At 42.4% G+C, this 11,432-nt stretch carries 10 protein-coding genes; 8 read left to right on the top strand and 2 right to left on the bottom strand.

Going from position 1 to position 11,432, the window contains the following annotated elements; translation table 11 throughout:
- The first annotated feature begins 3 nt into the window (after positions 1–3).
- The 6 genes from hpsE (JJD41_RS23400) to JJD41_RS23375 all read left to right on the top strand — a co-directional run bounded on the left by hpsE (JJD41_RS23400) (position 4) and on the right by JJD41_RS23375 (position 6,123).
- Complete coding sequence (gene hpsE, locus JJD41_RS23400; protein ID WP_200670086.1) at positions 4–969, top strand: hormogonium polysaccharide biosynthesis glycosyltransferase HpsE; 966 nt, start codon at positions 4–6, stop codon at positions 967–969.
- Between the two features lie 69 nt (positions 970–1,038).
- Positions 1,039–1,989: a hormogonium polysaccharide biosynthesis glycosyltransferase HpsE gene (gene hpsE / locus JJD41_RS23395; RefSeq protein ID WP_200670084.1), complete on the top strand. Its 951-nt coding sequence runs from the start codon at positions 1,039–1,041 to the stop codon at positions 1,987–1,989.
- A 246-nt stretch (positions 1,990–2,235) separates the two neighbouring features.
- Complete coding sequence (locus JJD41_RS23390) at positions 2,236–3,219, top strand: glycosyltransferase (RefSeq protein WP_200670082.1); 984 nt, start codon at positions 2,236–2,238, stop codon at positions 3,217–3,219.
- Positions 3,220–3,249: 30 nt separating this feature from the next.
- A complete protein-coding gene (locus tag JJD41_RS23385; protein ID WP_200670080.1) occupies positions 3,250–4,263 on the top strand; it encodes a glycosyltransferase in 1,014 nt (337 codons plus the stop codon).
- Between the two features lie 22 nt (positions 4,264–4,285).
- A complete protein-coding gene (locus tag JJD41_RS23380; protein ID WP_200670078.1) occupies positions 4,286–5,212 on the top strand; it encodes a glycosyltransferase in 927 nt (308 codons plus the stop codon).
- Between the two features lie 140 nt (positions 5,213–5,352).
- Positions 5,353–6,123, top strand: a complete 771-nt coding sequence (locus tag JJD41_RS23375) for a sialate O-acetylesterase (protein WP_200670076.1) — start codon at positions 5,353–5,355, stop codon at positions 6,121–6,123.
- 116 nt (positions 6,124–6,239) lie between these two features.
- Here the strand turns inward: JJD41_RS23375 and JJD41_RS23370 are convergent, their stop codons facing one another.
- The gene (locus JJD41_RS23370; RefSeq protein WP_200670074.1) at positions 6,240–7,391 is read right to left on the bottom strand and encodes a hypothetical protein; all 1,152 of its coding nucleotides are present in this window, start codon (positions 7,389–7,391) and stop codon (positions 6,240–6,242) included.
- Positions 7,392–7,398: 7 nt separating this feature from the next.
- Positions 7,399–8,766, bottom strand: coding sequence for an MBOAT family O-acyltransferase (locus JJD41_RS23365; protein WP_234489084.1), 1,368 nt, complete (start codon positions 8,764–8,766; stop codon positions 7,399–7,401).
- 261 nt (positions 8,767–9,027) lie between these two features.
- On the opposite strand from JJD41_RS23365, the gene htpG reads away from it, so the two are divergent.
- Complete coding sequence (gene htpG, locus JJD41_RS23360; RefSeq protein WP_200670071.1) at positions 9,028–11,013, top strand: molecular chaperone HtpG; 1,986 nt, start codon at positions 9,028–9,030, stop codon at positions 11,011–11,013.
- Between the two features lie 139 nt (positions 11,014–11,152).
- Positions 11,153–11,389: a 50S ribosomal protein L28 gene (gene rpmB, locus JJD41_RS23355; protein WP_200670069.1), complete on the top strand. Its 237-nt coding sequence runs from the start codon at positions 11,153–11,155 to the stop codon at positions 11,387–11,389.
- Positions 11,390–11,432: the final 43 nt, after the last annotated feature.

Genomic DNA, 11,432 nt, shown 5'->3' with positions numbered 1-11,432 from the left:
GTTATGGTCGATTTTACAGTAGCTATCTGTACCTACAATGGTGCAAATCGCTTGCCCGAAGTGTTGGAAAGCTTGAAAAAACAAGTCAATACCGAGGGCTTTTCGTGGGAAGTTATTGTCATCGATAATAACAGCAATGACGATACGCCCCAGGCAATCGCGATCGCCCGAGAAACCTGGCCCGCCTCGATTCCCTTCTACGCCTATTTTGAAAGTCAACAAGGGGCAGGGTTCGCCCGTAAAAAAGCGATTTGCGAAGCGCGATCGCCGTTAATTGGCTTTCTCGACGACGACAATTTACCCGAACCCAATTGGGTCGCGGCGGCGGTACAATTTGCCCGCGAACACCCGCAAGCTGGAGCCTACGGCAGTCAAATTCACGGCGCTTTTGAAGCCGAACCGCCGCCAAATTTCAGACGCATTCAATCGTTATTTGCCATTATCGAACGAGGATCGCAACCGCTTTGTTACGATCCCAAAAGTAATTTACTGCCCCCTTCGGCGGGATTAGTCGTTCGTAAGCAAGCATGGCTCGATAACGTTCCCGAACGCTGCATTTTAAGTGGCAGAATTCCCGGCAGTATGCTCACCAGTGAAGATTTAGAAGTGTTATCCTACATTCAAAAATCGGACTGGGAAATTTGGTACAACCCGGCGATGGAGATTTATCATAAAATCGGGCGATCGCGTCTCCAACGAGCCTATTTATTGCCCTTTTTACGCGGAATTGGCTTAAGTCGCTACGTCACCCGCATGGTTCGCATTCCGCCATCGTTGAGACCGCTAGCGGCGATCGTCTACATGGTCAACGACCTGCGAAAAATCTTCCAATACTTATTAAAATACCGCACTAAAATCAAAAATGATTTAATAACAGAGGGCGAATTTGAGTTATTGACGAGTAGTTTTATCAGTCCTTTTTATCTCTGGAAACATGGTTATTTAAAGAAGGAATCAAGCATCCCGTAGCGTGCAGACTTTGCCCGCGTTTTAATCCGGAATCAAGGGATTTAACCGTTTACCTATTCCCCCCTCATCATGCTAGATTTTACCGTCGCGATTCCCACTTATAATGGAGCTGAAAGACTCCCACAAGTTTTGGAGAAGGTGCGATCGCAAATCCAAACTGAATCGCTCAAGTGGGAAGTTATTGTAATCGACAACAATAGCAGCGACAACACCGAAGAAATTATCGAAAACTATCAAGAAACCTGGCCGCGATCGATTCCATTAAGATATTGGTTTGAAAAAAAACAAGGACTTGCCTTTGCAAGACAACGAGCGATTCAAGAAGCACGAGGAACTTATGTTGCCTTTCTCGATGACGATAACTTACCCAACTCCGACTGGGTAAAATCTGCCCATTCTTTTGCCGAACAACATCCCCATGCTGGCGCCATTAGCGGTCAAATTCACGCCCAATTTGAAGTAGAACCCCCAGCAGATTTTAAAAGAATTCAAGCCTTTCTTGCCATTCGAGAACATGGATCGCAACCCTTTCTCTTTAAACCGCAAGATTTAAGACTTCCTCCCGGTGCTGGATTAGTCATCCGCAAGCAAGCATGGATTGAAAGTGTTCCTAAAAATCCTGGAGTAATTGGTAATACAGGTCAATCGTTAGCCCGAGGAGATGATTACGAACCCTTACTCTACATGCACAAGGAAGGTTGGGAAATTTGGTACAATCCTGACATGCATTTAGATCATGTCATTCCTCACTGGCGACTTGAAAAAGACTATTTATTTTCTCTCGCTCGCTGCTGTGGATTGGCGACCTGCAAACTCCTAATGATTAATGCCAAACCCTGGCAAAAACCATGGCTTATTACTCGAACAATTTTAGGGAATTCACACCGAATTGTCCGACATTTATGGAAATACAAAGGTCAGCTTAAAACTGATTTAATTCCAGCTTTTGAGTATCAATTTTATTGGGCAAGTTTGAATAGTCCTTTCTTGTTATTTTCTGGCTCTAAAACAAAATCATAAATATTGTATTTGTATTATCTTTACGGTTTATATACATTTTATATAAGTTTTGACATTTATTGAACAGTAGCGATCCCTTAGCGATCGTTTTTCTCAATGAACTCACTCAACCTGTCATTCCCGTGGAAACGGGAATCCACCCAGCGACCTCGGAATTTAAACACTGTAGAATTGGATTGCAATACTATTCTCTTAAGATTCTAATTGATTTAGGATGACTATATAGAAATTAATAAAAATATTAACATGCCCAAAATATCAGTCGTTATTCCAGTCTATAATGCCACAACAACAATTCAAGAAACCATTAGCTCAGTCCTCAATCAAAGCTTTACGGATTACGAATTAATTATTGTTAATGACGGATCTACAGACGAAACTTTAGAAAAAATTGAAAGCTTTAAAGATCCTCGAATTCGTGTATTTTCTTATACTAACGCTGGTGCAGCCATCAGCCGAAATCGAGGGTTATCTCAAGCAAAAGGCGAATACATCGCCTTTTTAGATGCTGACGATCTGTGGACTCCAGATAAACTTGAAGCACAATTAGCTATCCTCGAAAAAAATCCTCAAGCCTCTATAGCTTATAGCTGGAGTGATTGCATTGATGAATCCAGTCAGTTTTTGCGGCGTGGAGGTCATATCAGTGTTAATGGTAATGTTTACGATCGCCTCTTACTCGTCGATTTTTTAGAAAATGGTTCTAATCCCTTGATTCGTCGCCATGCTTTGATAGAAATTGGAGGTTTTGACGAATCCTTACCCGCCGGACAAGATTGGGATTTGTATTTACGTTTAGCGGAGAAAAGTAATTTTGTTGTAGTCGAAAAATCACAAATCCGCTATCGAATTTCTGCAAATTCTTTATCGAGTAATATCTTTAAATTAGAATCGGCTTGCTTGCACGTGTTGAATCGTGCTTTCGATCGCGCTCCGCAATCCTTGCAATACCTCAAACGCCACAGTTTTGGCAATCTCTATAAATATTTAATTGTGAAAGCCTTAGAAGGAGAACCAGAACCCAAAAAAGGACGAGCAGCATTGCGTTTTTTAACCCGCGCGATCGCCTACGATCCGTCATTATTACAACATCGATTAATTGTTAAAATTTTACTCAAAGGAATGGCGATCGCCGTCTTTTCACCGGAAATAATTAAAGAGACGATCGGCAATCTCAAATTTTTCAAAAACATCAGTGCCGTACTGATGTACTTAAAAATAGAACCTTAAACTTTATGATTTTTTAGTGTTAATTTTACCATGGCTCTCATTTCAGTAATCATTCCAGCTTACAATGCTGAAAATACGATTCAAGAAACTCTGAAATCGGTTTTCAAGCAGACATTTACAGACTTTGAAGTTATTGTCATTGATGATGGTTCTCAGGATGCAACTGTCGAGCTTATTTCTAACATTAACGATCCGCGTTTTCGATTTTTTTCTTATTCAAATTCAGGACAGGGAGCCAGTCGCAATCGCGGACTTTCTCATGCTAACGGGGAATATATCGCCTTTTTAGATGCCGATGACTTGTGGACTTACGATAAACTCGAAGCTCAATTAGCCGCACTTCAAGCGCACCCAGAAGCTGGAGTCGCTTATAGTTGGAGTGATTGTATTGATGAAAACAGCGAATTTTTACGGCGTGGCGGACATTTAACCGTTAATGGTAATGTTTATACTAATCTTTTACTGGTTAACTTTTTAGAGAATGGTTCAAATCCCTTAATTCGTAGATCGGCGATCGATGAAGTCGGTGATTTTGATGAATCTTTGCCTCCGGCTGAAGATTGGGATTTGTATTTACGTTTAGCGGCTCGTTATTCATTTGTTGCTGTCGATCGTCCTCAAGTCTTATATCGAGTCAGCGATCGTTCGATGTCTGCCAACGTTAAAAAACTAGAAAAAGTCAGTCTGCAAGTTTTAGATCGTGCCTTTAATTGTGCGCCATCTTCTCTCCAATATCTTAAAAACTTTAGTCTGGGAAATGTTTACAAGTATTTAACTTTTAAAGCATTAGAAGGGAAACCCGAACGTCATCAAGCTTTGATTGCACTTCGTTTGTTTGGACTTGCTTTAAAATACGACAAGAATTTATTGAAAACCCGAGTATTTTGGAAAGTTTTATATAAAATTGCAATCTTATCTACCTTATCAAAACACTCTATTAATTCTATAGAAAAGCACTTTTTAAACCTACAGAGCTTAACTCCTTTATTAGGATACATTACTACAGATATTCCAAATCCTCAAAACTCCTATCTAAAAATATGAGCTTTTTCAAGCCTTTATTGCTATGCCTTTAATTTCTGTAATCATTCCAATTTATAATGGTCAAAAGACCATTCAAGAAACAATAACATCTGTTATTAATCAAACCTTTAAGGATTTTGACATTTTAATTATTAACGACGGTTCGCAAGATTCAACCTTAGATATTCTCTCTGAAATAGATGACCCACGCCTTCATGTCTTTTCTTATCCCAATGCAGGTTTGGCGGTCAGTCGTAATCGAGGGATTGAGAAAGCTCAAGGAAAATTCATCGCCTTTTTAGATGCAGACGATCTGTGGACAGCAGATAAATTAGAGAAACAACTTGCTGCGTTGCAAGAGCATCCAGATGCAGCAGCGGCATATAGTTGGACAGATTATATTGATGAATCTAGCCAATTTTTATATCCCGGCAGTCATTTGAGTGAAAATGGTAAAATTCACGACAAATTATTCGTTAGAAACTTTATAGAAAATGGTTCAAATCCTTTAATTCGTCGGCAAGCATTAACAGAAATCGGCAGTTTCGACCCAGAAATGGAAAGTGCAGCCGATTGGGATATGTGGTTACGTCTCGCCAATCGCTATTCCTTTATTTGTATCCCTGAGGTACAAGTTTTATATCGCATTACAGTGAACTCGATGTCCGCTAATATTCTTCGTCAAGAAGCGGATTGTTTGAAAGCGATCGATCGCGCATCTCAGCAACTCCCTAAAAATCAAGAATATTTGCGAAAAAAAAGCTTGAGCAATGTTTATCAATATCTAATGTTTCGTTCTCTGGAAAGCCATCCCAGGCGATCGGAATATTTCCAAACCTTGCGCTGTTTTTGGTATGCAATTTATAACGACCCTTCTCTTTTACTCAAAAGACATAAATTAATGTCGATTGCTTTTCTAAAAGTCATGGCTGGCCTTTTGTTACCACGATCGGTAATGGGGAACGCTTAGAGTCTTTTTTAAAACGATAAAACCATAAATCATCTAAATTAAGAGTTAGATCTTTTAGCTTTATGTCAGTCAGTTTTATTAGGGGTTTATTCGGTCTTTTTATTGTTTCAGTCTTTCTCGTTATTCCGGGTTCGCGATCGATGTCTATTAAACTTTTCATTCTTGCCGGACAATCGAATATGGTCGGCTATCAATCCAATATCAAAGAGTTACCCGATCGCCTCAAACAACCTCAAAATAATGTGTTTTGGTACAGTCGCGAACGACAATGGCTTCCGTTAACGCCTCCCACCGAACCCTTACCATCAACTAATTGGATGCCGCATCAAGTTGGTTTCGGACCTGAAATCACCTTGGGTCGAGAAATTGCAGAAACGCTTAACAATCGCGTCGCCTTAGTCAAATATGCAGTCAACGGCAGTAATTTAGCCGAAGATTGGAATCCAGAAAATAACGGATCCCTTTACTATAAAATGCGCGATCGCGTCAGTCAGGCGATCGCCGCTTTAGAGACGTCAGGATATCTCGTCGATTTAGCTGGTTTTTTCTGGATGCAAGGAGAAGGAGATGCCAGCCACGAAAAGTTAGCACCCCATTACGAAGCGAATTTAATCCAATTTATCCAAAAAGTTAGGGATGATTTCAATTATCAAAAATTACCATTTATTTATGGAATGGTTCACTTTGGCAATAATCATTCTAAACCCAACGGGATCGCCAACTGTTGCGGTAACATTGTCAGAGAAGCGCAAATGAGAGTCAGCGAAAAAGTCGCTTTTACTCGTCCTGTAGAAACCAAATTACTCCCTCTCGATCGTGATTTATTACACTTTAACTCCCAAGGATTAATTCAACTCGGTCAACTATTTGCGCAAAGCTGGATCGATCTTTATCAAAGCCATTCACCTTAAATTTCTAGAGTGCGATCGCTCTCAAAAGTATAGAAATTAAATTTTATGGAAACGGATCCCTAATAATTGGGGTTACGATCGCGTGTCTTCAATTTTTCAAGAGACTGCAATTATCATTATTTCTTTAAATCTTCAACCATTTTAACCCATTCAGGATTATCTTTAGCCCATTGTTCTCGTTGCGATCGCATCTCCATCAAATGGCGATCGATATTATCCTCAGTCACCCAGACTCCAAAACCTTGAGGAACTTCTTCGATATTCACTTCAAACATCCGGTTCAATACTAAATCGCCTACTTCTTTTCGATAATGAGAACTATCAAAATAGTTCTTCATCTTTCTACTAATCGGTTCGGATGTAATGCTGTTATAGCCAGAAAAATCCCAAACCGGAGTAATTTCAACCACTTCTCGTTTCCACTCTTCAAAGGTAGCCCACATTCCACCGACTCGGATTGATTCCCACTGCGTTACATGGGAAGGTGAAATAAAAACCGTACAATCTATTTTATTAATTTTGCAGCTTTCAATGAGTTCAGAAAAAGCCTGCAAAAAATCATCCGAGAGATCGTAAACTTTCTCGGAGTCATTGGGACTTAAAAAATCGTTCCTTCTTAAAACTGTTCTAAATAAATCTTTTCCTGAAGCACTTTGATAAATCTGTTTTATATAAAAATCGGCGTTTCGTCTACCATCAGCATAGAAATAACCCACTTCATTGGGATTTTCTGAACTAGTTTTAATCGTATTAATACTTTCCTGAAAATTATTGATAGAGAATAAAATATTGACCCAATCAGTCGGTATAATATAGTCTTTTTCTAACCTTTCTTCTCGAAAATCCTGAGCATTTTTTTTGAGGGTATTAAACATAAAAAAATCAATCCCTATAACCGCTTTTTCGAGTTCGGGATTCAACGCTAAAGCGTGGTCAAAATAACGCTTTGCTTCATACATATTCGCCCCCGTGATAGCCAAGTTATATGCAGGTCTGCTACGGTTAAAAATTTCATGACTCGGATCGATCCCGAATTCAGTTCTAGAAGATCCGACAACGATCGCCCTCGGTTGTATTTGAGCAACAGCAACAGTTTTAAATAATCTAACTTGCTTTTCTTTAGCCGTTTTAACATTATTAACTCCCTCAATCGTCGAACTGGTCGTCACTCCCGCCGGATCGATAAACCAGTTAAATAGAGAAATCCCCAAACCTTCAAACAGTAACAGGATGAAAAACGAAACAATGTAGCGTCGATAATCTTTCATAGAAACTCTAAAACTGGAAATAAAGAAACTCAGAGACTCGATTGAGAGATAAGAGCGAGAAAATTGCTACAGCACTCACCAATCCAGCCACCCACCATTTAGGCTGGAATTTATTCATGAGTTCTTGAGTATTCGGGAAGAAAATTACAACTCCGAGTAAACCGAATAACACTAAAATTGAGTTTTTTCCACCAATCTCGGGTAAATAAATTAGTTCTTTCCATCCTTGGAACAGTCCACCAATGGGTAACTCTCCCAAAATTCCTTGAAAAGAATCGGGTAACCAAATTCCTTTAAACCCTAACATCGCTTGGACGATCGCGATCGCATCCGACCAGGTACTTGCTCTAAATAAAACCCAACCAAATACGACGCCGATAAACGTAATTCCCCAAGCGATAATCTTCGGTAACTTCATCCCCAAATTACGCCAAAGTTGATGAATCACTAAAAAGATGCCGTGTAATCCGCCCCAAAATACATAAGTCCAGCCAGCTCCATGCCACAATCCACCTAACAACATTGTCACCAGTAAATTGATATAGCGACGGAGTTTCCCTAAACGATTCCCACCCAATGGAATGTAGAGATAGTCTCTCAAAAAGTTAGATAAAGTAATATGCCACCGTCGCCAAAAATCGGTAATTGAAACAGCTTTATAAGGCGAATTAAAATTGATCGGCAAATTAATATTTGTCATCCATCCCAAACCGATCGCCATATCCGAGTAACCAGAAAAATCAAAATACAATTGAAAGGTATAACTCAACGACCCGATCCAAGCTTCTAAAAAGGTGACGGAATCTGCGTGATTGAAAACCGCAGACACCCACGGAGATAGATTATCCGCAATTAGAACCTTTTTGGCTAAACCCAGGAAAAATAAGCTCAGTCCTAGGGCAAAATTTTGGTGTGAAAAGTGAAAAATACGAGCTTGACGAAGTTGGGGAATCAATTCGTCATGTCTTAAGATCGGTCCAGCAATAAGTTGGGGGAAAAATGAAACAAATAGGGTGTAAGTGGGTAAATCGTAATTGGTTTCTTTGGTTTCTCCGCGATAGGCATCTACGAGATAGGCAATTTGGGTAAAAGTATAAAAAGAAATCGCCAGAGGTAAAATAACATTAGGAACTGGAAAATGAGTTCCTGTAAATTGATTGATAGAAGTTGTAAAAAAACGGGCGTACTTGTAATAACCCAATACAATTAAGTTAAAGCCAACTCCTAATATTAATAAAAGTTGAGAGCGGCGACTCTTAAGTGGAGCAAACTCGATCTGCTTACCAACATAAAAATTGACTCCAATTGAAAGTAATAATAGAAATAAATAGACGAACTTCCAATAGGCGTAAAAGAATAAAGAAGCGAGGCTCATCCAGAAAATCGCCGATCGCGCCGATCGCCACTTCGCCAAGGCAAAAAAAAGACCCAGGGCGATCGGGAGAAATACAAAAATAAAGATATAAGAGTTGAATAACACGAACGTTCTTTGTGTTAAGTGCAAATCCAGCTTAACTTCAAGATCGACGAAGTAGGGAAATCCGAATCCCCATCGGGGGGTCATCCCGGATCCGAGATCGCCCAAATTCTCGCAGAATCTATACTTGAGAGTCTAAGCCAAATTAAACTAACCACCATGACTGTACTCGAAAAAGGCACGATCGCCATCCATACTGAAAATATTTTTCCCATTATCAAGAAATCTCTCTACTCCGACCACGAAGTATTTTTCCGCGAACTGATCTCCAACGCCGTAGACGCCATCTCCAAACTCAAAATGGTCTCCCTCTCCGGCGAAATCAACGGCGAACTCGGCGACCCCGAAATCGTCATCAGCGTCGATAAAGACAAAAAAACCCTCTCCATCTCCGACAACGGCATCGGCATGACCGCCGACGAGATCAAAAAATACATCAACCAAGTCGCCTTCTCCAGCGCCGAAGAATTCATCGAAAAATACAAAAGCGCCTCCGACAACCAAATCATCGGACACTTCGGACTCGGTTTTTACTCCTCCTTCATGGTCGCCAGCCAAGTCGAAATCGATACCCTCTCCTACCAAGAAGGCGCCCAAGCCATCCACTGGACCTGCGACGGTTCCCCCGAATTTCAACTCGAAGACTCCTCTCGAACCACCCGAGGCACCACCATCATCCTCACCCTACCCGACGAAGAAAAAGAATATCTCGAAACCCCCCGCCTCAAACAACTCATCAAAACCTATTGCGACTTCATGCCCGTTCCCATCAAACTCGATGGCGAAGTCGTCAACCGCCAAAAAGCCCTCTGGCGCGAATCTCCCAGCAACCTCAAAGACGAAGACTACCTCGAACTCTACCGCTACCTCTACCCCTTCCAAGACGAACCCCTCCTCTGGGTTCACCTCAAAACCGACTACCCCTTCCTCGTCAACGGCATCCTCTACTTCCCCAAACTGCGCCCGGACGTCGATGTCAGCAAAGGCAACATCAAACTATTCTGTAACCAAGTCTTCGTCAGCGACCACTGCGAAGAAATCATCCCGAAATTCCTGCTGCCGATGCGTGGCATCCTCGACAGCCCCGATATTCCCCTCAACGTTTCCCGCAGTGCCCTACAGATGGACCGCACCGTGCGGAAAATTGCCGACTTCATCGCCAAAAAAGTAGGCGATCGCCTCAAAGCACTCTACAACGAAAACCGCCAAGAATACATCCGGTGCTGGAAAGACCTCGGCACCTTCGTTAAATTCGGCTGCCTCAACGACGACAAATTTAAAAAACAAGTCGAAGATCTCGTCATTTACCGTACCACCGCCGACCTCAGCCCCGCCCAACCCGACACCCCCGCCGTCGAAGTCCAAGGCGAAGAAGGCGACGCCTGGAAAGAAATTCAAAGCGACAGCACACCCGAAGGCCCCTCCTACACCACCCTCGACGAATACCTCCAACGCAACCAAGACCGTCACGAAAATCGCGTCTTCTACTGCACCGACGAAGTCTCCCAAGCCACCTACGTCCAACTGCACAAAAGTCAGGGCTTAGAAGTCCTCTTTATGGACTCCTTCATCGACCCCCACTTCATCAGCTTCCTCGAACGCGAACATCAAGACGTTAAATTCTCCCGCGTTGACGCCGAAATCGACGAAAAACTGCTCGACAAAGACAAAAGCACCGAAATCGTCGATCCGACCACCAACAAAACCCGAGGGGAGCAAATCAAAGAACTCTTCCAAAACGCCCTCAACAAACCCAAACTCAACATCCGCACCGAAGCCCTCAAAGGCGAAGACGCCAAAGCCACACCCCCCGCAATGGTATTGCTGCCCGAATTCCTACGCCGCCTGCGCGACATGAACGCCCTCGTCGCCCAAGAAAACGTCGAATTCCCCGAAGAACACATCTTACTCGTTAACACCGCCCATCCCTTAATTCAGAACTTGGCGCAAATGACCCAAGGCAACATCATTCAACCCGGCGACGCCCAATCCCCCTCCGCCGAACTTGCCGAACAAATTTGCCGCCACGTCTACGACCTCGCCCTCATGGCGCAAAAAGGCTTCGACGCCGACGGGATGAAATCCTTCGTCGAACGGTCCAATGACATATTGACCAACTTGACTCAAAAAGCCTTCGGGAGTTAGGGAATCCGTAGCGCGGGCATCTTGCCCGCCAGCATTGTTGCCCACTGTTGCCCACTCCCCCTATTCCCCGATCCGAACCAAAACTAGGTACAATTAGAGATCGTGTCTGAAATAGCGAAACCGTACCGGGAGAAATCTTATGTCGCGTAAATGCCAATTGACCGGGAAAAAGGCGAATAACGCCATGTCCGTTTCCCACTCGCACCGCCGCACCCACCGCCTGCAACACGCCAACATCCAAGATAAAAGAGTCTGGTGGCCCCAAGGGAATCGCTGGGTGAAATTGCGTCTGTCTACCAAAGCAATTAAAACTTTGGATCGTAAAGGCTTGCAAGCTTTCGCCAAAGAAGCCGGGATTGACCTCAACAAACTCTAAACAAAATTGCCTGAATTTGATTAAATTCGGTCAAAAAAAGGGA

It is taken from the genome of Oxynema mangrovii CENA135 (assembly GCF_016632315.1).
Lineage (GTDB): Bacteria > Cyanobacteriota > Cyanobacteriia > Cyanobacteriales > Laspinemataceae > Oxynema > Oxynema aestuarii.
Note: the sequence above shows the minus strand (reverse complement) of the source record. Positions and strands in the feature narration are given on the sequence as shown.

Coding starts and splice junctions, on each gene's coding strand:
- JJD41_RS23390 (WP_200670082.1), top strand. CDS start 2,236: ATGCCCAAAATATCAGTCGTTATTCCAGTCTATAATGCCACAACAACA.
- JJD41_RS23385 (WP_200670080.1), top strand. CDS start 3,250: ATGGCTCTCATTTCAGTAATCATTCCAGCTTACAATGCTGAAAATACG.
- rpmB (WP_200670069.1), top strand. CDS start 11,153: ATGTCGCGTAAATGCCAATTGACCGGGAAAAAGGCGAATAACGCCATG.
- JJD41_RS23370 (WP_200670074.1), bottom strand. CDS start 7,391: ATGAAAGATTATCGACGCTACATTGTTTCGTTTTTCATCCTGTTACTG.
- JJD41_RS23365 (WP_234489084.1), bottom strand. CDS start 8,766: ATGAGCCTCGCTTCTTTATTCTTTTACGCCTATTGGAAGTTCGTCTAT.
- JJD41_RS23380 (WP_200670078.1), top strand. CDS start 4,286: ATGCCTTTAATTTCTGTAATCATTCCAATTTATAATGGTCAAAAGACC.
- hpsE (WP_200670084.1), top strand. CDS start 1,039: ATGCTAGATTTTACCGTCGCGATTCCCACTTATAATGGAGCTGAAAGA.
- hpsE (WP_200670086.1), top strand. CDS start 4: ATGGTCGATTTTACAGTAGCTATCTGTACCTACAATGGTGCAAATCGC.
- htpG (WP_200670071.1), top strand. CDS start 9,028: ATGACTGTACTCGAAAAAGGCACGATCGCCATCCATACTGAAAATATT.
- JJD41_RS23375 (WP_200670076.1), top strand. CDS start 5,353: ATGTCTATTAAACTTTTCATTCTTGCCGGACAATCGAATATGGTCGGC.